At 61.8% G+C, this 22,175-nt stretch carries 24 protein-coding genes; 7 read left to right on the forward strand and 17 right to left on the reverse strand.

Going from position 1 to position 22,175, the window contains the following annotated elements:
- Nucleotides 1–145: 145 nt before the first annotated feature.
- Together ACWGXF_RS06655 and ACWGXF_RS06660 are read right to left on the reverse strand one after the other, a co-directional pair.
- Nucleotides 146–721, reverse strand: a complete 576-nt coding sequence (locus ACWGXF_RS06655; protein WP_452101804.1) for a GGDEF domain-containing protein — start codon at nt 719–721, stop codon at nt 146–148.
- On the reverse strand, nt 722–1,621 hold the full coding sequence (locus ACWGXF_RS06660; protein WP_452101776.1) for a PAS domain-containing protein: 900 nt from the start codon (nt 1,619–1,621) through the stop codon (nt 722–724).
- Between the two features lie 628 nt (nt 1,622–2,249).
- On the opposite strand from ACWGXF_RS06660, the gene ACWGXF_RS06665 reads away from it, so the two are divergent.
- Nucleotides 2,250–3,269 (forward strand): D-2-hydroxyacid dehydrogenase family protein, encoded by a 1,020-nt coding sequence (locus ACWGXF_RS06665; protein ID WP_256630778.1) that lies wholly within the window; start codon nt 2,250–2,252, stop codon nt 3,267–3,269.
- A 29-nt stretch (nt 3,270–3,298) separates the two neighbouring features.
- Here ACWGXF_RS06665 and ACWGXF_RS06670 read toward each other — a convergent pair whose 3' ends face one another.
- The 3 genes from ACWGXF_RS06670 to ACWGXF_RS06680 are packed head-to-tail and all read right to left on the reverse strand — an operon-like array spanning nt 3,299 to nt 6,152.
- Nucleotides 3,299–4,105, reverse strand: coding sequence for a hypothetical protein (locus tag ACWGXF_RS06670; protein WP_256630779.1), 807 nt, complete (start codon nt 4,103–4,105; stop codon nt 3,299–3,301).
- Nucleotides 4,106–4,108: 3 nt separating this feature from the next.
- Complete coding sequence (locus ACWGXF_RS06675) at nt 4,109–4,540, reverse strand: DNA polymerase III subunit chi (RefSeq protein ID WP_034361514.1); 432 nt, start codon at nt 4,538–4,540, stop codon at nt 4,109–4,111.
- A gap of 52 nt (nt 4,541–4,592) precedes the next feature.
- Complete coding sequence (locus tag ACWGXF_RS06680) at nt 4,593–6,152, reverse strand: leucyl aminopeptidase (RefSeq protein ID WP_256630780.1); 1,560 nt, start codon at nt 6,150–6,152, stop codon at nt 4,593–4,595.
- Nucleotides 6,153–6,175: 23 nt separating this feature from the next.
- On the opposite strand from ACWGXF_RS06680, the gene lptF reads away from it, so the two are divergent.
- Genes lptF through ACWGXF_RS06705 form a run of 5 tightly spaced genes read left to right on the forward strand, consistent with a single transcriptional unit; the run spans nt 6,176 to nt 11,023 of the window.
- The gene (lptF, locus tag ACWGXF_RS06685) at nt 6,176–7,285 is read left to right on the forward strand and encodes an LPS export ABC transporter permease LptF (RefSeq protein WP_012838835.1); all 1,110 of its coding nucleotides are present in this window, start codon (nt 6,176–6,178) and stop codon (nt 7,283–7,285) included.
- Nucleotides 7,282–8,385, forward strand: a complete 1,104-nt coding sequence (gene lptG, locus ACWGXF_RS06690; RefSeq protein WP_012838836.1) for an LPS export ABC transporter permease LptG — start codon at nt 7,282–7,284, stop codon at nt 8,383–8,385. Before lptF ends, lptG begins: the two co-directional genes overlap by 4 nt.
- Nucleotides 8,386–8,387: 2 nt before the next feature.
- Nucleotides 8,388–8,816 (forward strand): sirohydrochlorin chelatase, encoded by a 429-nt coding sequence (locus ACWGXF_RS06695; protein ID WP_256630781.1) that lies wholly within the window; start codon nt 8,388–8,390, stop codon nt 8,814–8,816.
- Nucleotides 8,817–8,874: 58 nt separating this feature from the next.
- Complete coding sequence (locus ACWGXF_RS06700) at nt 8,875–9,816, forward strand: CysB family HTH-type transcriptional regulator (protein ID WP_003062823.1); 942 nt, start codon at nt 8,875–8,877, stop codon at nt 9,814–9,816.
- Nucleotides 9,817–9,856: 40 nt separating this feature from the next.
- The gene (locus ACWGXF_RS06705) at nt 9,857–11,023 is read left to right on the forward strand and encodes a pyridoxal phosphate-dependent aminotransferase (RefSeq protein ID WP_256630782.1); all 1,167 of its coding nucleotides are present in this window, start codon (nt 9,857–9,859) and stop codon (nt 11,021–11,023) included.
- A 116-nt stretch (nt 11,024–11,139) separates the two neighbouring features.
- On the opposite strand, the gene ACWGXF_RS06710 is transcribed toward ACWGXF_RS06705, so the two are convergent.
- The 11 genes from ACWGXF_RS06710 to ACWGXF_RS06760 all read right to left on the reverse strand — a co-directional run bounded on the left by ACWGXF_RS06710 (nt 11,140) and on the right by ACWGXF_RS06760 (nt 21,075).
- Entirely contained in the window at nt 11,140–12,249 is a 1,110-nt protein-coding gene (locus ACWGXF_RS06710) for a YeeE/YedE family protein (RefSeq protein ID WP_256630783.1), read from the reverse strand.
- 96 nt (nt 12,250–12,345) lie between these two features.
- Nucleotides 12,346–14,079, reverse strand: coding sequence for a thiosulfohydrolase SoxB (soxB, locus tag ACWGXF_RS06715; RefSeq protein WP_452101777.1), 1,734 nt, complete (start codon nt 14,077–14,079; stop codon nt 12,346–12,348).
- A gap of 206 nt (nt 14,080–14,285) precedes the next feature.
- Complete coding sequence (soxX, locus tag ACWGXF_RS06720) at nt 14,286–14,939, reverse strand: sulfur oxidation c-type cytochrome SoxX (RefSeq protein WP_003062816.1); 654 nt, start codon at nt 14,937–14,939, stop codon at nt 14,286–14,288.
- 9 nt (nt 14,940–14,948) lie between these two features.
- The gene (soxA, locus tag ACWGXF_RS06725) at nt 14,949–15,758 is read right to left on the reverse strand and encodes a sulfur oxidation c-type cytochrome SoxA (protein WP_314352280.1); all 810 of its coding nucleotides are present in this window, start codon (nt 15,756–15,758) and stop codon (nt 14,949–14,951) included.
- A 77-nt stretch (nt 15,759–15,835) separates the two neighbouring features.
- Nucleotides 15,836–16,147 (reverse strand): thiosulfate oxidation carrier complex protein SoxZ, encoded by a 312-nt coding sequence (gene soxZ, locus ACWGXF_RS06730; RefSeq protein ID WP_003053938.1) that lies wholly within the window; start codon nt 16,145–16,147, stop codon nt 15,836–15,838.
- A 32-nt stretch (nt 16,148–16,179) separates the two neighbouring features.
- Nucleotides 16,180–16,635 (reverse strand): thiosulfate oxidation carrier protein SoxY, encoded by a 456-nt coding sequence (soxY, locus tag ACWGXF_RS06735; RefSeq protein ID WP_034358616.1) that lies wholly within the window; start codon nt 16,633–16,635, stop codon nt 16,180–16,182.
- A gap of 47 nt (nt 16,636–16,682) precedes the next feature.
- Nucleotides 16,683–17,753, reverse strand: coding sequence for a c-type cytochrome (locus tag ACWGXF_RS06740; protein ID WP_003062810.1), 1,071 nt, complete (start codon nt 17,751–17,753; stop codon nt 16,683–16,685).
- Nucleotides 17,737–19,089, reverse strand: a complete 1,353-nt coding sequence (soxC, locus tag ACWGXF_RS06745; protein ID WP_003062808.1) for a sulfite dehydrogenase — start codon at nt 19,087–19,089, stop codon at nt 17,737–17,739. The genes ACWGXF_RS06740 and soxC overlap by 17 nt, the downstream gene beginning before the upstream one ends.
- 55 nt (nt 19,090–19,144) lie before the next feature.
- Nucleotides 19,145–19,465: a c-type cytochrome gene (locus tag ACWGXF_RS06750; RefSeq protein ID WP_314352283.1), complete on the reverse strand. Its 321-nt coding sequence runs from the start codon at nt 19,463–19,465 to the stop codon at nt 19,145–19,147.
- Between the two features lie 126 nt (nt 19,466–19,591).
- Nucleotides 19,592–20,083 carry a hypothetical protein gene (locus ACWGXF_RS06755; protein WP_314352284.1) on the reverse strand — a complete coding sequence of 164 codons (492 nt, stop codon included), beginning with the start codon at nt 20,081–20,083 and terminating at the stop codon, nt 19,592–19,594.
- The gene (locus ACWGXF_RS06760) at nt 20,083–21,075 is read right to left on the reverse strand and encodes an MBL fold metallo-hydrolase (RefSeq protein WP_087863735.1); all 993 of its coding nucleotides are present in this window, start codon (nt 21,073–21,075) and stop codon (nt 20,083–20,085) included. The genes ACWGXF_RS06755 and ACWGXF_RS06760 overlap by 1 nt, the downstream gene beginning before the upstream one ends.
- A 159-nt stretch (nt 21,076–21,234) precedes the next feature.
- On the opposite strand from ACWGXF_RS06760, the gene ACWGXF_RS06765 reads away from it, so the two are divergent.
- Nucleotides 21,235–21,648, forward strand: a complete 414-nt coding sequence (locus ACWGXF_RS06765) for a DsrE family protein (RefSeq protein WP_046460159.1) — start codon at nt 21,235–21,237, stop codon at nt 21,646–21,648.
- A 62-nt stretch (nt 21,649–21,710) separates the two neighbouring features.
- Here ACWGXF_RS06765 and ACWGXF_RS06770 read toward each other — a convergent pair whose 3' ends face one another.
- Nucleotides 21,711–22,019, reverse strand: coding sequence for an ArsR/SmtB family transcription factor (locus ACWGXF_RS06770; protein WP_003053925.1), 309 nt, complete (start codon nt 22,017–22,019; stop codon nt 21,711–21,713).
- Nucleotides 22,020–22,175 lie beyond the last annotated feature (156 nt).

Here is a 22,175-nt window from a genome sequence, read left to right on the forward strand (position 1 = left end):
GTAAAGCTCATTCGCGCGGCTACACATTGGTGGCTACCCATGCTCTGAGGTTAGGAAGAAGGAGTCCGTTTGATCAGTGGACTGTTGAATTCGGGGCGATGTTAGCAAGTGTCCAAAAGCCGAGAAATCGATTTCCCGACAAATATCAGTTACCGGCTCCGGTGCGCGGGACGGGCCAGGCGTCACGAGAGCCATCCCTGCTGCGCTCGAGTTCGTCGCCCCGGCCCGGATAGCGAGCCCTCTGAACCTGATTGCGGCCCGAACTCTTGGCCCGGTACAAGGCCATGTCGGTGCGGCGCAGCAGTTGCGCAGAGGCTTCACCGGCCTGCCAGCTGCCCACGCCGAACGACATGGTGATGGTTCCTGCCGCCGCGTAGCTGTGCGATGCGATGCTGCGGCGCAGCCGCTCGGCCAGCTCCAGGGCCGCCTGCAGGCCGACGCCCGGTACGATGATCAGGAACTCCTCGCCACCCCAGCGCGCAACATGCTCCGAGGACCGTACGGTGTTCCTGAGGACTTTTGCGATCTGCTGCAGGACCTGGTCGCCGGCCTCATGGCCGAACTGATCGTTGACCTGCTTGAACAGATCGACGTCGCACATGATCAGTGCATAGGGAACGCCTTGACGCTCGGCAATTCGCTGGCAATTTTCCAGCTCGTAACTTCCGGCACTGCGGTTGGGCAAGCCGGTCAGATCATCCCGGTAGGCCCGTACCAGCAGTTACTGTTCACGCTGAACCAGGTCGCTGATGTCTTTGGAAATGCTCACATAGTGCGTTATCCGGTGCCTGGCATCGCGCAGCGCCGAAATGCTCTGGGCGGCATGGTAGAGCTCGCCATCCTTGCGCCGATTGATGAAAGTCCGGCTGAAGTTTTCTCCGCGCACCAAGGCGTCGCGCAACTCGGCATAAAACTGTGCCGTATGTGAGCCGGACTGCAGCATGGCCGGCGTGCGACCCATTACTTCTGCGGCGCAATAACCCGTCTGATGCTCAAAAGCATGATTGACAAACACGAGATAGCCATTGCGATCGGTAATGAATACCGGCGCATTGGCCGAGTTCAATGCCTGGATCATCAAATCCCGCTGCCTTTCGCTTTCCACCTGCCGCGTCACATCCTGCTGCACGGATACAAAATGCGTGATCTTCCCGTTTACATCCCGCACGGCAGAGATATTCCAGGACACATGGTATGGCGTTCCATCCTTGCGGTAGTTGACTGCGCTACCTTGAAAAAAACGTCCCTCGGCAAGGCATTGGCGCAATTGCTCAATCACCTGCTGATCCGTCTCGGGGCCCTGCAACATACGCGGAGACCGGCCCAGCAGCTCTGCTGCGGAGTAACCGCTCATGCTGGTAAATGCCTTGTTGCAATAGCGAATGAACGGGCCACCGCCAGCCATTTCGGCATCGGTTATCACCACGGCATTAAATGCCTGGGCCACAGCCACCTCAAGCAGTTGCGGTTGGGTATCCAGGCGAGAATCAGAAAGTGACGAAATATAACTATTCTTCTCCATCGCCACATTCTCACCTTGATTGGGAATGCGGCGACACATTAATTTCTGACCGACCCTGACACCTGCACAGTCATCGATATCCGCGCCGGTATTGAGCAAGCAGCCGGCAGAGATGTTAATGATTGGACATATATGAAATGCTTGACAAGCGTTTTACCCATATGGACCGGTTTTCGAACCGGTTTGCATTTGGCAGCGCACCGAAAATGACTGCCTGGTCAACAGACCGGAGGCGCAAACCTTTGGCCTCTGAATCAGGCAGAAGATATTACAAAGCTGCTGCACATCGGGCAGGCTCGAACGGTCGGGGCTGAAGCAGCCAAGCCGCAGATGCCACGAGTGCCCGGCAGCCCGGCATTTGCGGATCGTGTTGCCTCGATGCGCTGACGCACCGGTCGTCTGCGTACCAGCTCGGACATACCGGTAAACCCCAGTTTTGCCGGTCACAGCCACTGCAAGCCACGGACCGTCTCCGGCCTGGATCACAATGGCATCCGCAACCCGGAGCTTCTTGGGGCATGGTCATCAAGCGCCTGCAAATGCCATGCGTCAGCCTGGCTTTCAGAACCGGTGCCAAACCTGAGCTAAGCTCTGGTATGTGTAGGGTGTGCACGCAGGGAATCTGGTGGCGTCGATTTGGCGTAAGTTTTCACGAGAGCAATCCTAAGCCTTTGATCGCATTGAATTTCATTCAATAAACTCAGCCACTTACTTAAGGATGCCAGTGGTGAACATCGTTATCCTGGACGATTACCAAGACGCGGTTCGCAAGCTCGATTGCGCCAAGCTGCTCGATGCCTTCAACGCCAAGGTCTACACCAACACCATCAAGGGTGTGGGACAGCTATCAGTCCGGCTGCGCGATGCGGATGTCATCGTCCTGATTCGCGAGCGCACCCAGATCTCGCGCCAGCTGCTCGATAAACTGCCCCGGCTCAAGCTGATTTCCCAGACGGGCAAGGCGGGCGCCCATATCGATGTGCAGGCCTGCAGCGAGCGTGGCGTGGCGATCGCGGAAGGCGTGGGCTCTCCGATTGCGCCGGCAGAGCTGACCTGGTCGCTGATCATGTCGGCCATGCGTCGCCTGCCGCAGTACATCGCCAATCTCAAACATGGTGCCTGGCAACAGTCGGGACTCAAGGCGGCATCCATGCCGCCCAACTTCGGGCTGGGCAGCGTGCTGCGCGGACGCATGCTGGGCATCTGGGGTTATGGCCGCATCGGGCAGCTGCTGGCGGGCTACGGCAAGGCTTTCGGCATGCAGGTCTGCGTCTGGGGCAGCGAAGCCTCGCGCCGCAAGGCCGAGGCCGACGGCTATCTGAGCGCCCCCTCCAAGGAAGCCTTTTTCGAGCAATGCGATGTGTTGTCGCTGCATCTGCGTCTGCACGACGCGACGCGGGGCATCGTGACGGCACAGGATCTGGCGCGGATGAAACCGACCGCCCTGTTCGTCAACACCTCGCGCGCCGAGCTGGTGGAGCCCGAAGCCTTGCTCTGCGCCCTGAACCGCGGCCGCCCCGGCCTGGCCGCCATCGATGTCTTCGAAAGCGAGCCGATACTGCAAGGCCATGCCTTGCTGAGGCTGGAGAATTGCATATGCACACCCCATATCGGCTATGTGGAACAGGACAGCTATGAGCTGTATTTCCGCGCGGCGTTCGAGAACGTGGTGAACTTTGCCAACGGCCAGCCCAGCAATATTCTGAACCCCGAGGTTTTCAACGGTCCGCTGCGACTGAACCGCTAGGCTGGGATGCCGCGGCCAGCGGCTATCGGCTATTGCCGGGTCTGCTGTGCAAGCTCGGCCTCCACGGCTTCGTAGACCGATTGACGCACCACGGTCTCCACTTCTTCACGCAGGCGCAGCACCATGGATCGGGTCTGTGCTTCCACAACCTGCGCTATCGCCTCCTTGAGCTTCTGCTCCAGAACCAGATCCACCCGCTGCATGAGTCTGTGGACCAGATACTCTTCGGTCACCACGGCACCGTGCGCATCCAGTGCCTGCTGCAGGCCGGCTGCCCCAAAGACCGGGGCGGGTTCAACAGCCTGCTCCACATCTTGTGCCTGGACGAGTGGCTCGGCGGCTTCCTCATCGAGTGCCTCAGACCCAGGTTGAAGCTCTTCACCCTGGGGTTGGCCAGCGTCCGTAACGGATGGCTGCTCCGCCTGGTCTGCGAGCGGAAATGCCGCCACGAGTTCGGCAGTTACCAACTCAGTCTCAGGCTCCACCTGCCTGGCCGATATTGCTTCTACCACCTCCCCAGCCATGCTCTGCGCAAATGACTGCTGCGGCGGCAAGGATTCCGGCAAAGGGGGCAGTTGATGCGGAATACCTGCAGGCCGGCCGCGGCCGTAGAGACCGTCCGCCAGCCATGAGGTGTGAAACGACGGCCTCGCCAGAGGGACAACGCTGTCTCCCAGCGTCCGCGGGCCTAGCACCTGCTGCGCAGCTCCCTGAGAGTGCTCCGGCGGCGCCGGCTGAGCGCTGTCCGCAGTGTCTTCAAGCGCGGCAGCTTCGGGCTGAACCACCTCGGTCAGGGTGGGGACGAAGCGTGGCGGAACTTTGGATGAGGAGCTCATGACCTAGCCCTTGAGATTCAGATCGTGCCGGACGATGGAAAAACCACGCGCTGCATAGTCGCGCCAGCGGGCACGCGCATCCTGGCGATCCATCTCATCGCCGGAAGAAACGATTTCCACCACGCGCGCGAAGCGCTCAAACCCCGACGGCACCTGCGGCGTGAGATTGACCAGGACATCGTAATGAGGCAGGTCCTGCAGGTGTTCGGCCAGGATGACGGGAGAAGCAGCAAGCATCCGCGCCCCATCCGACTCGCAAGCATGCGCGAGAAAATCCGTGGCCGACACGCTCCACAAACGGGGCGAAAGCCGGCTCAGCGCAGCTCCATCCCCCAGAACCACGATACGCGCACCATGACGCAGAGCCTTGCGTGCGAATCGGCACACATAGCCCAGCTTGTCTGGTGCATTGAAATGAAAGGCAATTTCTGTCACAACTCTTGGCGGCAGATGCGGCCCGAAACCAGGCCGCATCTGCCGACTTTTCTTAAGCCGAAGCCTTGGCAGTCACACGCGTGCGGCGCGAAGCCGCAGGTTTGGCAGCACTCTTGCGAGCCACCGGGGTCCTGGCAGCAGTCGCTGCTGCAGCGGCAATCCGGCCTTCCTGACCCAGCAGATATTGCACCAGCAGGCCTACGGGGCGACCCGTAGCGCCCTTGGCAGCACCGCTCTTCCAGGCAGTACCGGCGATATCCAGATGTGCCCAGGGAATATCGCCCACAAATTTCTGCAGGAACTTGGCGGCCGTCACCGCACCTGCGGCGCGCCCTGCCACGTTGCCCATGTCCGCAAAATTGCTCTTGAGGCCATCGGCGTACTCCTCGTCCAGAGGCATGCGCCAGCAAGGGTCGAGCGCCGCGTCGCCCGCAGTCTGCAAGGCTGCTGCCAGCTCGTCGCTGGTCGAGAACAGGCCGCTGCGCAAACCGCCCAGGGCAATCACGCAAGCGCCAGTCAGCGTGGCCATATCGACCAGCGCAGAGGGCTTGAAACGCGATGCGTAATGCAGCACATCGCACAGCACCAGGCGACCTTCTGCGTCCGTGTTGAGGATCTCGATGGTCTGACCGCTCATGCTGGTCACCACATCGCCAGGCTTGATGGCTGCACCGTCGGGCATGTTCTCGCATGCAGGAATCAGGCCCACGACATTGATGGCCGGCTGCAGCTTGGCCAGCGCCTGGAACACGCCCAGCACGCTGGCAGCACCGCCCATGTCGAACTTCATCTCATCCATCTCGGCTGCAGGCTTGAGCGATATGCCGCCGGTGTCAAAAGTGATGCCCTTGCCCACCAGCACGATGGGGGCCACGCTCTTGGCCGCACCGTTGTAGTGCAATTCGATGAAGCGCAGGGGTTCGCGCGAGCCCTGGGCCACCGCCATGAAAGCACCCATGCCCAGCTTGGCCACATCGGCAGGGCCGTGAATCTTGCAGCTCATGCGTGCTGCCTTGGCAATGCTCTTGGCAGCATTGGCCAGCAAGGTGGGCGTTGCATGGTTGGCCGGGCGGTTGGCCCATTCGCGGGCCATGGCAACGCCCTCCTGCTGCGCCACTGCGGTATTGAAAGCAGCGGTAACAGCGGCCGTCTTGGACGATACGCCCAGCACGAGCTTGGTCAGCGCCACGGGCTTGGCCTGGGATTTGGTGTGGGTATAGAGGTAGGTCGCATCGGCAACCGCCTGCACGGCAGCCGCCACAGCCTGGACATCGGCATCAAAGGCAAAGCTCACAACAGCCTTGGCAATGCCTTCGGTCTTGAGCACCGCGCCGCAGCCAGCCAAGGCATTGCGCACGTCCTTGGGAGTACCAGCTCCCACGCCCAGCAGCACCACACGACGTGCGGCAATGGCGGGCACTTGGTACAAAGGCAATTGCTTGCCACAAGACAGGGCAAAATCACCCTGCTTCACCGCATGAGCCACCATGGCTCCGATGGCGTCGCTGCCGAATGTGCCCGATGCTGCCTGTTCAGAAACCAGCACCAGCAGCAAATCACATTTTTCGCGCGCTGCAGCGGCAGCGGTCAGAGCCTTCAGTTCAAAGTTCATAATCGGTGTTTTCCTTTTAGCCAATGTTATTCGATTCATCCATACGCAAAGAGCTGGCCCGCAGCTTTGGCGCGACGGCCGTGGTTCTGATCACTGTGGTGATGACCATGATGCTGATCCGCACCCTGGGTCAAGCTTACAAGGGCAGTGTCAGCCCTTCCGACGTGATGCTGGTCATGGGTTTCACCGTGCTCGGACAACTCCCGACCATTTTGGGCCTGAGTCTGTTTGTCGCCATTGTGGGCTCTCTGTCCCGCATGTACCGCGACAGCGAGATGGTCATCTGGTTTGCTGCCGGCCAGGGTCTGGCCAGCCTGCTCAAACCCTTGCTGCGCTTTGCCTGGCCGGTGATTCTCATCACGGCCGTCCTGGCCCTCGGCGTGCTGCCCTGGTCCTATCAGCAAATCGAGCAGATCAAGACCCAGTTCCAGCAGCGCAGCGACTTGGATCGCATCGCACCCGGCGAGTTCCAGGAATCGGCCGGCGGCACACGCGTGTTCTTCGTGGACAAGGACTCTCCCTCGGACATGGCGGCCAGCAATGTCTTCGTGGTCTCGCGCGACCCGGGCAAGGAGTCCGTGACCTCGGCCAAGGGCGCGCATCTGGCCGTCATCAAGGGCCAGCGCATGGTGATTCTCGAAGACGGCCAGCGCATGGAGACACGCAGCGACGACGGCTCGGTGCGCATCACCGAATTCAAGGAATACGGCGTGCAGGTCGACAACGACAACCCCGTCGCCATCGAGGAGATGGCGGCGCGCAGCATGCCCACCAAGGACTTGATCGGCAAGGACGAGCCGATTGCCCGCTCCGTGCTCGCATGGCGTCTGGGCCTGCCGTTTGCCGCGCTCAACTTTGTCATTCTGGGCCTGGCCATCTCCAGCGTGAACCCGCGTGCGGGCAATAGCAGCAGCCTGATGATCGCCCTCTTCGCCTTTATCGTTTACTACAACCTCATGACACTGGGCGAGAGCTGGGTCAGCGCCAACAAGATAGGCATGTGGGGCATTCTGGGCCTGCTGCACGGCAGCATCCTGATCGTCAGCGTGCTGGTACTGCTGGCGCGCCATTTCCGCTGGTCGCCGCGCGATCTGCTGCAGCGCTCGGGCACCCGCAAGGAGGTGGCACGATGAAAGTCCTGCGCAACCTGATCTATCGCGAGGTCATACAGGCCGTCCTGTATGTCTCGCTGGCCTTTCTGGCGCTGTTCTTCTTCTTCGACCTGGTCGATGAGATGCGCTGGGTAGGCAGCGGCAACGCCGGCTACACCGCCACGCGCGCCCTGCTGTTTGTGGCCCTGTCCATTCCGGGCCACCTCTACGAGCTGATGCCGATTGCCGTGCTGATCGGCGCCATCTTCGTGATGGCCAAGTTCGCCCAGAGCTCGGAGTTCACCATCATGCGCACCAGCGGCATGGGCCCCTGGCTGGCACTGCGCACGCTGCTGATTCTGGGCATGAGCTTTGTGCTGCTCACGGTGCTGGTGGGCGACTATATTGCCCCCGCTGCCGACAACTTCAGCCAGAAACTGCGTGTGGTCAGCAAAGGCCAGATCTCCCGGGGCGCGACAGGCGCCTGGCTCAAGGAAAAGCAAGGCGATCACTCGGTCGCCATCAACGTCGGCGCCGTCAAGAGCCCTGGCGACTTCGTCAATGTGCGCATCTTCGAGTTCGACAGCAAGGGCCGTATCGCCGCGCAGATCAACGCCCAGTCGGCCCAGGTCGATGAAGACAGGGAGCAGTGGACGCTGCAGGGCGTGCAAGGCAGCAAGGTGGCCCAGGATGGCGATGTCACCAAGCTAAGCCCAATCAGCGAAGCCAGCATGAACTGGCCCACCAAGGTCACTGCGGCCATGGTCTCGGGCGCGCTGCTCAAGCCTGATCGCATGACCACGATTGCGCTGTTCCAGTTCATACGCCATTTGCAGGACAACGGCCAGGCCGCGCAAAAGTACGAAATCGAGTTCTGGCGCAAGGTCTTCTACCCGCTGAGCTGCCTGGTGATGGTGGTTCTCGCCCTGCCTTTTGCCTATCTGCATTTCCGCTCGGGCGGCATCACGGCCTATGTGTTTGGCGGGGTGATGGCCGGCATCAGCTTCTTCCTGCTCAACAACGTGTTCGGCTATATCGGCACCCTGCAATCCTGGTGGCCCTGGCTGGCCGCCGCGGCGCCGGGCCTGCTCTACACCGCGCTATCGCTCTCGGCCTTTGGCTGGCTGGTACTGAGGCGCTAGCCATGGATGACGCAGCCAACCACTCTCCAGCCCGGGCCGGCCTGATCCTACTGGCCCATGGCTCCAGAGACCCCCTCTGGCGCCAGCCCATAGAGGCCGTGCACCAGCTGCTGCAGGCCATGCAGCCCGACCTGCCCTGCATCTGCGCCTATCTGGACGCCTGCGCCCCGGATCTGCCTGCCGCCACGCAGAGCCTGATTGCCCAGGGCGTCGAGCATCTGATCGTGCTGCCGCTGTTTCTCGGCACTGGCAAACATGCACGAGAAGACATTCCGCGCCTGCTGGACGAATTGCGCCGGCAGCATCCCGCCTGTCGGTTCGATCTGCAGACCACTGCGGGCGAGAATCCGCGCGTCACGTCCCTGCTGGCGCAGCTGGCGATAGAGGCGGCAGCTGGCACCGAAGTGCTCAAACATACAGATTTCAAATAAAAAACAGCTTCTTTAGATATTTGAAGCATAATGATGCAAGTTCTTAGTCCATGCCGTCATGAACCTGCATCAATTCCGCTTCGTTCAGGAAGCCGCCCGCCGCAATCTCAACCTCACCGAGGCGGCCAAGGCCTTGCACACCTCCCAGCCCGGAGTCTCCAAAGCCATCATCGAGCTTGAGGAAGAGCTGGGCATCGATATCTTTGCGCGCCACGGCAAGCGCCTCAAGCGCATCACCGAGCCGGGACAGGAAGTCCTCAAGAGCATAGAGCTGATCATGCGCGAGGTGGGCAACCTCAAGCGCATCGGCGAGCAATACAGCGCCCAGGACAGCGGCACGCTGAGCATCGCCACCACCCACACCCAGGCCCGCTATGTGCTGCCGCCCGCCGTGGCACGCCTGCGCGAGCTCTATCCCAAGGTCACCATCAGCCTGCACCAGGCCACGCCCGCCGAAGTCGCGCGCATGGTGATCGACGAAGTCGCCGAGATCGGCATGGCCACCGAATCGCTGGCCGACTACCCCGATCTGGTGACCCTGCCCTGCTACGAATGGCAGCATGTGCTGGTCATCCCCACGGGCCACCCGCTGGCGCAGAAAGAGCGCATCACGCTCGAGGACATCGCCCAGGAAGCCCTGATCACCTACCACCCGTCGTTTACCGGACGCGGCAAGATCGACCAGGCCTTCGAGATGCGCCGCCTGCATCCGCATATCGTGCTGGAAGCCATCGATGCCGACGTGATCAAGACCTATGTGCGTCTGGGCCTGGGCATCGGCATCGTGGCCGAGATGGCCATGCGCGACGATCCCGTCAACGACCTGGTGGTGCGCCCCGTCGGCCATCTGTTCGGCACCAGCGTGGCCCGTGTGGCCATCAAGCGAGGCGCATACTTGCGCAACTTCGTCTACCGGTTTGCCGAGCTGCTCAGCGACCGTCTCTCGCGCGACCTCATCATGCGCGCCATGAACGGCAGCGTGGACGACTTCGGACTCTGATCCTGCCCGCCTCAAGGGCCGGTGCCTGTGCGCCCGGCCCATGCATTGCAAGACTATCGTGACTCCCAACTTCCCCAGCAAGCTGCCCAATGTGGGCACCACCATTTTCACCGTCATGTCGGCGCTGGCCGCCGAGCACCAGGCCGTCAATCTGGGCCAGGGCTTCCCCGACTTCGGCTGCGACCCCAGGCTGCTCGACGCTGTCAACGATGCCATGCGTGCCGGTCACAACCAGTACCCGCCCATGACGGGCTGGCCCGCACTGCGCGAGGCCGTGGCTGCCAAGATCGAAACGCTGCACGGCCGCCGCTATGACGCGGGCAGCGAAATCACCATTACCGCCGGTGCCACCCAGGCCATTCTCACAGCCATTCTGGCTACCGTGCATGCAGGCGACGAAGTCATCGTTCTCGATCCCTGCTACGACAGCTATGTGCCCAATATCGAGATGGCCGGCGGCGTGGCCGTGCGGGTGCCGCTGACACCCGGCAGCTTCCGCCCCGACTTTGCCAGGATCGCTGCCGCCATCACTCCGCGCACGCGCCTGCTGATCATCAACAGCCCGCACAACCCCAGCGCCACCATCTGGACCGATGCGGAAATGCGCCAGCTCGAAGCCCTGCTGGCGCCCACCAATGTGCTGCTGATCAGCGACGAGGTCTACGAGCACATGGTCTTCGACGGTGCCGAGCATCTGAGCAGCGCCCGCTACCCGGGCCTGGCCGAGCGCGCCTTCATCGTTTCCAGCTTTGGCAAGACCTACCATGTCACGGGCTGGAAGGTCGGCACCGTGGCCGCGCCCGCCGCCCTCAGCGCCGAATTCCGCAAGGTGCACCAGTTCAATGTGTTCACCGTGAACACGCCCATGCAGGCGGGTCTCGCGCAGTACATGCAGGACCCGGCGCCCTATATGGAGCTTTCGGCCTTCTATCAGGCCAAGCGCGATCTGTTCCTCGGCGGCCTGCAGGGCTCGCGCCTGAAGCTGCTGCCCACGGCCGGCACTTATTTCCTCTGTGCCGACATCTCCTCTGTCTCGGACCTCAACGAGGCCGAGTTCTGCCAGTGGCTGGTCCGGGAAATCGGCGTGGCCGCGATTCCGCTTTCGGCCTTCTACGGCGACGGTTTCGACCAGCGCGTGGTGCGTTTCTGCTTTGCCAAGAAAGACGAAACCCTGATCGAGGCTGCCGCGCGCCTGCGCCAGCTCTGAAACGCTGAGACCCATAAAAAAGGAGCGCCTACCGCGCTCCTTTTCTCGTTTTCAGCAGGTTTTCATGCTGAATCTGTTTATCAGCAAGCGCAAGAAGCTATCAAATTAACTCTGCTTCATGCCGTCTCTGCCAGATGGCGCAGCATCAGCACCGCCCCCAGCACAATGCCGGCCAGCGCCACAAAGCTGCCCAGACTGAGCATGGAGATCGCGCTGATGCCCTGGCCCACGGTGCAGCCCATGGCCGTCACGCCGCCCACACCCATCATCAGCCCTCCCAGAAGATGGCGGGCCAGATCGCCGCGGTCGGCAAAGCCCTGCCACTGGAAGTCCCTGCGCCACAGCGCATGGACAAAGCTGCCCAGAACCACGCCCGCGACCGAGACAATGCCCCAGGTCAGCACCTTGTTGCGGTCGCTGAAGAACATCAGCCAGTCCAGCGTGTGCGCCACCGGCGTGACAAAGCTGAAGGCCTCGATGCGGCCGCTATAGGTCGCGGCATAGACCTGCTCCAGCGTCTCGGGGTGCTCGGCCACCAGCGCCAGATGGCCACCTAGCCACCAGGCCGCCGTCACGCACAGGCCGACCAGCAGCCCGCCCAGCAATACGACCCGGCTGCGCTCGGCACCGGGCCGGGGATCGAAGGCCAGCAGCAACAGCAAGCTCCCCAGACCCAGGCCCAGCACGCCGCGCAGCAGCGTCAAGGGCCAGGCCATATGGCCGGCCAGCCATTCGGGCAGCAGGGCCGGGCCCGCGAATTCCAGATGCACGCTGTCCAGCCAGCGCACCCGCGCCACGGCAGTAATGCCCTTGAGCGTGGCAAAGGCGGCCACGCCCATGACCAGCAGCACCACCAGCGCCTTGAGACTGCCGCTGCCCAGCCGGGTCAGATTTCTGGCCCCGCAACCCGATGCCAGCACCATGCCGCCGCCAAACAACAGCCCTCCCGCCAGGGCCGACAGCCACAGCAGGCGGCGGCTGGCATAAAGGGCATCACCCACCTGCAACTGGCCCCACAGCGCCAGCGCCGTGAAGCCCAGCATGCTCACGGCGATGGCCATGCACCACTGGCGCGCCCGTCCCCAGTCCTGCAGATACACCACATCGCTGATGGCACCCACGGTGCAAAAGCGGGTCTCGCGCATCACAAAGCCCAGCACAGCGGCCAGCAACAAAATGGCCACCAGAACGGTGGCCGTCAGGGAATCAAACTCGGCAGGACTCATGCGGGCATTGGACGGCGCGGCCCGGCTTCAAGGCAATGGCATATACCCCAGCCCGCGCAATAACACTGTCTTAATCGGCTTTCCAATCAGCTTTCATCAGGCCTTGGCCAGCCCCTGATTGCCGCCGACATTGATCAGTCGGGGCTCGTCAAGCCGGCGCGGCCCGAGCGTCTTGTGGTCCTTGAGCCAGGGCTCGACCACCTCCCAGATCTGTTTGTGTCCTGCGCTCTTGGCATCTTCGGCCACGGGCGCCCAGCCGGCCACCTTGTATTTCTTGTCCGCCTCCAGCAACTGGCCGTTCAGGCGCATGTCGCTGATGCGCCGACCCGCGCCGGCCGCCGGGTCGCACTGGTATTGCAGACCGCCCACGCGCACCATGTCGCCGCCCTGCTGGTAGTAAGGATCGGGATTGAAGAGATTGTCGGCCACGTCTTCGAGCACGGTCTTGATCGTGCCCCCCGTCATCTCGGTCACCGTGGCATAGGAATAGGTGGTGGCCGTCATGTCCATCAGCCATTCGCGCGTGATGTCCTGCCCGGCCAGCAACGATGTACCCCAGCGAAAGCCCGGCGAGAAGGCAATCGGCGCATTCTGCACCTCCATCATGGCGTCCAGCAGCAACTGGTCGCCCGTGCCGTTGAAGTTGCCACGGCGGTACAGCGTGCCGTCGGTGCGCGCCAGCACTTCGCCCAGCCGGCTTTCATAGGGCGCACGCACTCGGGTGATCAGCGCCTGCATCTGGGCATCGGCCGGCAGGATGTTGGCGAACACAGGCAGCAGGCGGTACTGGAAGCCACGCACCTTGCCGTCCCTCACATCAAAGTCCAGCACACCGAGAAACTTGCCGTTCGAGCCCGCGTTGGTGACTATGGTCTTGCCGCCTGCGTTCTGCACCAGCGTGGGCACTGGCATGCCGTCATGCGTGTGGCCGCCCAGGATGGCGTCTATGCCGCGCACGCGGCTGGCCATCTTGAGGTCCACGTCCATGCCGTTGTGCGAGAGCACGACCACCACCTTGGCGCCCTTGGCGCGAACCTCGTCCACCATCTTCTGCAGATTGTCGTCCTGGATGCCGAAGCTCCAGTCCGCCACCATGTAGCGCGGGTTGGCGATCGGCGTGTACGGAAAGGCCTGGCCGATGATGGCCACGGGCACGCCGTTGATCTCGCGGATCACATAGGGCTTGAACACCGGATCGCCGAAATCGGCCGTCTTGACGTTTTGTGCCACAAAGTCGAGCTGCGTGCCGAAATCCTTGTCGATGATCTCCTGCACGCGCTGCATGCCGTAGGTGAATTCCCAATGGCCCGTCATGACGTCCACGCCCAGCAGCTTGCAGGCATCCACCATGTCCTGGGCATTGGTCCAGAGCGAAGTGGCCGAGCCCTGCCAGGTATCGCCGCCGTCCAGCAGCAGTGCGCCAGGACGCGAGGCGCGCATGCGCTTGACCAGCGTGGACAGATGGGCAAACCCGCCCACCTTGCCATAGCGCCTGGCCGCCGCCTCGAAGTCCAGATAGCTGAAGGCATGGGCCGACGCCGTGCCTGGCTTGATGCCCACGGAGCGCAGCAGATGCTCGCCCACCAGATGCGGGCGCTGGTTCTTCATCGCAGCAATACCGAGATTGACACTGGGCTCACGGAAGTGAATCGGGTTGAGCTGAGCATGGCAGTCCGTCATATGCAACAGGGACACATTGCCGAACGGCGCCACCTCATACAAGGCCTTGTCGGCCAGCGACTGATCGGCGTAGGCATAGCGCTGCAATCCCATGCCCGAGACACTGGCTGCTGCCAGCACTTGCAGAAATTCGCGTTTGGAAAGACTCATGCTGATATCCGTTGGTACCTATGCAAACAAGGAGGCAAGCACGGGCATTTCTACCCTGCCCGATCCGAATTTGCATAAGTTGTGTGCGTAATGCTGCGCGCCGCAACTGCTTGGCAGACGCCAGGCAAGGGGTGCGAAGGGTCATCCCCTCCCGAATTGCGAAGCAACGCGAGAGAGGGGCAAGCGGCATAGCCGCTCAGAGGGAGCTATTTGTTGACGGGAGAGGCAGGATCGACAAGCAAGGCGACAAGATCTCGTGTCTGCGCTTCGGTGAGGATGCCGGAGTGACCGAAGCGGGGCATGCCCGAGCAGGCGTTGTAGGCCTTGGCGTTCCAGATCTTGCCCCAGGTGTACTCGACGATGGCTCTGGACTCGGGGCTAGACGGATCCTTGATGCCGCGAATCTTTCCATAGTTGTAGAGACTGGGGCCCAGCGTGCCAAAGGAGATTTCTTCCTTGCTGATCTGGTGGCAGTTGTAGCAGTTGCCGCCATTGGCGCTGCCTGCCTTGTCGCTCCAGGTCATGCCTCTACCGTTCTGGGCGATTTTTTCGCCCTCCTTCCAGTCGCCGAGCAGCTTGCCATCCTGAGGCCATTTGACGGTCTTGAGATTGGCAGCTTCGATGGCTTGCGCACGCGCAGGTGCCAACGGCTTGCCGGATGCATCGGCAGCGCTGCAGGCCGCATTCGATTCGTCCTGCTGCAGGCGATCGACCTTGGCGATGCCCTGGTCGCGGAAAGAGGTCTGCACCATCCTGGCCGTCAAGGCATCGATGTCCGCCGCCCCGTCGACGGAGGCACAGCCCAGCACCAGCAACGATGCGGCCACGGCCAGGTACGGCATGTGTTTTTGCTTGCGCATAGGGCCTCCTTATCGCTTGATGGCCGGTGCGGTCGACGTCCCGCCCTTGCCGTTGACGCCCATGAACACACCCAGCGCCACCGTCACGTCGCTGGCGTAACCGGGATAGGGAAAGCGCTGCTGACGGAAGCAGTCGTTGAGGCGGCGCTGCATGCTCCAGAGCTCGCCTGATGAAACCCGATAGGCGGGCCAGGCGCCAAAGCCTTCCGCAGCCCCGGGGTTCCTGGTCAGATTGGGCAGATCCTGCATGCGGATGCGCTTGCCATCCGCACCATGGCAGGAAGCACAGGCAAAGTCATGTGGGCCGCCGCGCATATAGAACATGCGCTTGCCCGCCTCGTACATCTGCCTTTCCTGCGCATGGCCTTGGGGCAGGTTGAACTTCATGCCTTTGGACTGCGATGAAATCCAGGCCACCAGCCCTTCCATGTTCTTTTGCTCGTCCTTGCCGAACGGTGTTGCCGCAATCTTTTGCGCATCCAGCCCCTGCAGCCTTTCCATGCAGGTCAGCAGGCGCGACTCCAGATCCTGCACCTTGCCCGTGTCGGCAAAATAGCGCGGCAGCTCCACAAAGGCACCCTTGACCACGCCCGGCCCCTTGCCCAGATCGCACTGCTCCATGGACGCCTTGCGGGGGCCGCGCTTTTGCGTCCACAGCTCCTCGCCCTTCATCTCGAACAGCTCGGCAGGGTTGCCGTCCTGCAGCATCTCGCGGTACTCGGCAATGCCGTCGGCTGTGGACTTTTGCGCCAGCACCGGCGCGGCCATGCACAAGGCCAGCACGGCAGCAGCCGCCTGGCCCGGGGAGGAATGTCTCATGGGGCACCTCTCTGTTTTTAATTGATTCTGGACTGGGGTGAAGGCTGGCCGACGGCCAGCCGCTGTCTGCGCCGTGCTCAGCTCACGGTCGCTTCATCGGTGCGGGTCTCGCCCTTGTTGTCCTTCCAGCTCACCGAGATCTTGTCGCCAGCCTTGGCACCCTTGACCACGAACTGCAGAAACGGGTTCTTGGAAACCGCAGGCCCCCACTCAGCCTGCAGCACCTGCTTGCCGTTGTGCGCGGCCGTCACCTCCTGAATAAACCAGGCGGGCACGGTCTTGCCTTCCGCATCCTTGCGCTGGCCGGTCTCCATTTCATGGGACATCAGCACGCGCACGGTGGTCTTGTCACCTGCAGCCTGGGCACGAATACGCATTGGATCAGCCATGTTCTTCTCCTTTTTCAGATGATTGGTTGCAATCAACCGCCGCAGCCACCGAGGGTGACCTTGACTTCCTTCTTGGCATAGAAAGCCTTGCCGTCATTGGTGATGGCCACGGCATACACATCGGAGGACTGGCCCAGCTTGGCGCGGGTCAGGAAGTTGGCTTCCAGCGCCTCGTTGACGGTGAAGGCCGCAACCAGCGTGTTGGGATTCTTTTCCACCAGCACCAGCATCTGCTTCACATTGGGCAGGCTGGTCGCTGCGCCCAGAGGCACGACGGCCCCGTTTTCGGCGATGTCGGGCGCCGTCAGCGTCACGTCCTTGCTTTCGGCAGGCGCAGCAGCTCCCATGGCCTTGAGCACATCGGCCACGGTCTTGGCGTCGAAAGCGGTCTTGTTATAGGCAGCCTGCGCTGCTTGCGGCAGCAGGCCGGCGGCCATCAGCATGCCGAGCACGGCCGCACTGTTCCTGAGGGCGTCTCTACGTTTCATCTTTGTCTCCTTTTCATTCACTTCACAGTCGCACGACACAAGCTGCATCAGGGCTTGGCGCCCGCCGCCAGCCACTGGGCAATCACCTTGGCATCAGCATCGCTGAGATTGGGCTGGGGCGGCATGGGTGTTGATCCCCAGACGCCGGAGCCTCCGACCCTGATCTTGTTTGCCAGATAGTCCAACTGGCCACCGTGCTTGCTGGCAATTTCGCTGAAGGCCGGGCCAACGAGTTTCTGCGCCATGCCGTGGCAAGCCATGCAGGCGTTCTTTTCCAGCAATGCCGTCGGTGCCGCACTGCCCGATTTCCTGTCAACAGCAGGCTTGACCGCCTTGCTTGCACCGCCATCGGTCTCGATGCCGCGCTGGGCACCGACCAGCCGGTTCTGCTGAGCCAGATTGCCGTGGTTGTTGCTGGCATGCTCGGGCAAGGCCGAGCGCAGCCTGGGCTCGGGGCCACAGTTGCTCATGCAGGCAGTAGCCAGCACATCGGGCCTGACGCTCTTGCCGAACTCATTGCCGGGCCACAGAGCATGCCGGGTCGTCATGCCGTTGCGGTTGGGCAGCTTCCGCTGCACCTCGGCAATGTTCGTGTCGCTGAGCGTGAAGCTCTCGGGCACCACGCCACCGAGGTTGAGCAGATAGGCCGTGACGGCATACACCTCTTCGGTGGACAGCGACTTGGGCGCATTCCAGGGCATGGCACGATTGATGTAATCCCACAGCGTGGACACCGTGGCCACCTTCATCAGGGTCGTGCGGCCCGGAAAGGCCGGATCCTTGAGCCGCGCCACATGCCCGGTCTTGATGTCCTCGGCCGTGGTGCCGCCGACCAGCGGGCTGAACACCTCGTTGGATTCGCCGAACACCCCATGGCAGGACGCGCATTTGGCCTCCCACACATCCATGCCTTTTTGCACCGAGCCCGAGCCTGCGGGCAGCCCCTTGAAGTCAGGGCGCACATCGATATCCCAGGCCAGAACCTCCTTGCCCGTGGCATTGCGGCCCACGCCGGGATAGCGGTCTTCGGCAGACTTGCTCTGCGCCGCAGCGGGCCCGGCGGCCACGCCCATGGCAAGCAGCGTCAGCAGGAGCAGAGGTTTATGCAAGCTGAACATTCGCGACCTCCCCGTTGGCACGTACCGCCCAGGACTGGATGGAATTGTTGTGATAGATGGAGCGCGTGCCGCGCGCGGCACGCAGTTGCTGGTAGCTGGGCTGCACATAGCCGGTCTCATCCATGGCGCGGCTCTGGATGATGCATTCCTCGCCATTCCAGACCCAGTCCAGGTTGAAGCGCGTCAGGCATTTGCCCATTACCGGCCCTTCGAGCCGGGCCGTGCGCCAGTTGCGACCGCCATCCACACTCACATCCACGCGCTTGACCTTGCCGCGCCCCGACCAGGCCAGGCCCGTGATGTTGTAGAAACCCTTGTCCAGCAGCATCTGGCCGCCGGACGGCGTGGTGACCACACTCTTGCACTCCTGAATGCTCGAGTACTGACGGTGCTGTCCATCGGGCATCAGGTCCACATAGTGGATCGCCTCGTCCTTGGCTGCATAAGGCATGTCGCCCACCTCGATGCGGCGCAGGTATTTCACCCAGCTCACACCCTGCACGCCCGGCACCACCAGGCGCAGCGGATAGCCCTGCTCGGGCCGCAGCATCTCGCCGTTCTGGCCGTAGGCGACCAGCACCTCGCCGGAAGTGATCAACTCCACGGGGATGGTTCGCGTCATGGACGAGCCATCCGCCCCCTCGGCCAGAATGAACTTGCCCTTCTTCAGATCGGCACCGGCCATCTCCAGCAGGGTGATCAGGGGCACGCCCGTGAACTCGCTGCACGACAGCATGCCGTGTGTGTACTGCACCGTGGGCACGGCCACATTGCCCCACTCCATGCCGGTGTTGGCGCCGCATTCTATGAAATGAAAGCGCGACACCGAAGGCAGACGCATGATCTCGTCCATGGTGAAGACCTTGGGATTCTTCACCAAGCCGTTGATCATCAGCCTGTGCTTGGAAGGGTCGATATCCCACCAGCCCTGGTGGTGGCGCTCGAAATGCAGACCGCTGGGCGTGACGATGCCGAACAGCGACTGCAGCGGTGCAAACGATACCGAGGCCTGCTTGGTCTGGGTCAGACCCGGGCTCTGGCGACGCTGCACATTGGCCTCGTACCTGGAGGGCTTGCCGTAGCCGTCGGTGACCACCGGCTGGCCCAGACCCTTGCTGTGTGCGGGCAGCTCCAGAATATTCGGGTCCCCATCGCCGCTCACGGCCTGCCGGTCCTGCGCATGGACGGCTGCAGCGCTGGCTGCAGCGGCCGCGAAAGCCCCGCGAATGAAGTCACGCCGACCTGCCCTGGCTTCGGCAAACACCGTACCTACATCGTCCGCCCGCACAAAGTTTTCGGGTGCCTTGCGCACCTTGCCCATCAACTGGCTTTGCATAAGCTCTCTCTTTGATCGTTGGTGGCGCTTACCGGGAAAGCACGACACGCCTGTTTCATTTGGAACCCTTGAGAATCCAGGCCGCCAGCGTCTGGGTGTCCGCATCGCTGAGTGCTGGCTGGGCGGGCATGGGCACCGGCCCCCATTTGCCGGAGCCACCGGCCTTGATGCTTTTGACCAGATAGGCCTGTGCATCGGCCTGGGCCGCATATTTCCTGGCCACATCCTGGAACGCCGGGCCTACCAGTTTCTTGTCCGCCGCATGGCAGACCATGCAGGCGTTCTTCTGCGCCAGCGCCTGATCCGCCTGCGCCAGTGCAGGAACAGCCAGCCCCAGCAACACCATCAAGCCACCCAGCCAGGATGCAGTCTTCATCGCTTGGTCTCCTTATATTTATATATAAGCATGTTGTTATTTAAAGTATCCAACAGCTCGTCAAATTTGAGATCCCGCGCTAACCCTCGTTATTCCCGAACAGGAACAGCGATACCCATATCCGGCTCAACGCCCCTGCACTGCTGCCCGGGCAGCCTTCATGCGTTCATCCAGATAAGCGCCATAAAAATCGGGGATGGAGCTGCCAATCAGGCGATCAGCCACTTCCCGTCGTCCTGCTCCATGAAAAAGCACGGTAGGAGCAACCTCGATCTCCAGTTGCCTGACCATGTCGCCATGCGTGGTCGCCGTGCCATCCCAGCTCTGCAAAGGCTCACGTGACAGAAAATGAATCTGAGTCACCAAAGCCCCGGACTGTTGCAACGGCAGCAGGTAATGTTCGCGCACGATCTTGCAGAACGGGCAGCCATGCAGGCTTGCCATCACCACCAACGGCTGCTTGCGGGCCAGCGCCAAGGCCAGGTCGTGCTGCAGACTCTGGCTGGTGGGCAGCAGGCGCTCAGAGGCATCGAGCGCCGCCCACGCCGGGGCCGCGCCCGCCAGCAGCAGCTGCAAGCACAGTCTTCTGCGGGCACGAAAGGAGCTGGCTGTTTCCATCACGGCTTTTCCTGCTCCATCAGCAAAAAGGTGTTGTAGGCATTCATGCGATTGGCTTCCTTGAACAGCGGGTAAGCCGAGAACCTGGACCAGTCCGTCGCCTGATAGGCCTCGTCAAACGGGTCGAGGTTGGCTGCGGCCTTGCCCATGGCCTCGCGCAGATAGTGCAGATAGTCTCGCGTCAGCTGCATGTCCTGGCGCGGCTGCTCGGAGGCCGGGCCGTGGCCCGGCACCATGACCTTGACGGGGAGCTTGAGCAACTCATCCAGCGCGGCAATCCAGTGGCGGCTGTCGGCCTGGCCCACATAGGGAATGCGGTTGCGAAACACCACATCGCCAATGAACAGCACACCGCTTTGCGGCAGGAAGATGGCCGTATCCTCCGGCGTATGCGATGGCCCCATATGCTGCAGCACAAAGTCCACGCCCCCCACCTTCAGCGTGGAGCTATCGCCCGACACCCATTGATTCGCGGGCACCAGGCGCGTGCTCCGGTCGACCCAGGGAGCCAGATCCTTGCGCGAAGCCTCAAGCCGCAGATGCGCGGTTTCTGAGTTGATGTATTCACGCGCCTGGGCATGGGCCACGATTTTTGCGCCCAGGGCCTCGAACACCTGCAGGCCATAGATGTGGTCGGCGTGATAGTGGGTCAGCAGCACATGGCTGATGGGCTTGGGCGTCAGCGTACGGATTTTCTGCACTAGCTCTTCGGCCAGTGCGGGCGAACCCAGCGCATCGATCACGACCACGCTGTCATGGGTGATGACAAAGCCCGCATTGGAGATGAAGTTGCGATTGGCCGGGCTGCCCAGCGCCGATACGCCCTGCACAAAAAATACATTGGCAGCCACCTGTTGCAACTCCATCACGGGCGCGCTGACCGCTTGCGGAATGAGCGACCTGGGGGCTGCATCATGCGCGGCCGCTGTACCTGTCGCTGCAATCGCTGCCCACACAAAGCTCCTCAGCGCAGCTCCTGCCCAGCTTGTCATGGCTTTGTCTCCCTTGCATGGGCAGCGCGTCATGCTTGCATGTCGCCACTAGCGCTTGCCCTATTTTTGAATGTTTGCGTCATCGTTAATATAAGCAAGTGGCAATATTTAACCAAGGGCATCTTCCCTGATTCCCATAGACACCACAGGAGACATTCCATGAAGCGCCAGTTCATTGCCCTGAGCTTTGCCCTGTGTACGGCGATTGCCGCCGCTCAGGATGTGAAAGTGGTCTATCACGTCAACACCGGCGTGGAGACAGCGGCCGCCATACTCGCCAATATCAATAACGAACTCAATGCCTCGCCCACGGACAAGATTGTGGTGGTCACCCATGGACCAGGCATAGACTTTCTGCTGAACAATGCCAAGGATAGTAAGGGCCGCGAGTTCAGCGGCCAGGTCAGCGCACTGGTGGGGCGCGGCGTGGAGTTCAAGGTCTGCAACAACACGCTGCAAACGCGCAAGCTCGATGCCTCAAGCCTGCTGATGGAGGCCTCGGTCGTCCCCTCCGGTGTGGCCGAAGTCGCACGCCTGCAGGCCAAAGAAGGCTTTGTCTATCTCAAGCCCTGAACCGCACACGGCCATGAAAAAAGGCGCCTGGTGCGCCTTTTCTTCCTTTGGGGCTCAAGCCATCAGTTCTGTTCGATGGCAATCTGCACGCAGATAGTGCGGCACATATGGACGACCTTCTCGTTGGCGATGAAATAGTAGATGCTGACCCCTTCACGCCTGCGGCCCAGAATGCCGGACTGGTACAACGTGTTCAGATGCTGAGACATATTGGGCTGGGTCGTGTCTATGGAAGCCAGCAGCTCGGAGACGTTTTTTTCTCCGTTGCACAACGCGCTGATGATCTTCAGCCGCATGGGCGCAGCCATGGCTTTGAACAGCTCGGCCGCACTCTCGAAAACGCTGTCATCCTCAAGCTCTGACGATTCCATGAAACACTCCTGAACACCGCTTCAGACGGCAACCCTCAAATAGAGGTGGTACGCCATGGTGCATGGCACCAGTTTATAGGAAGGTCCTGCAGCGCCTGTCATCACCCGACGACAAACACTGATGGGCATCAGGCAATCCCGAAAAAGAAGCAGCCA

It is taken from the genome of Comamonas sp. HJ-2, from assembly GCF_053615495.1.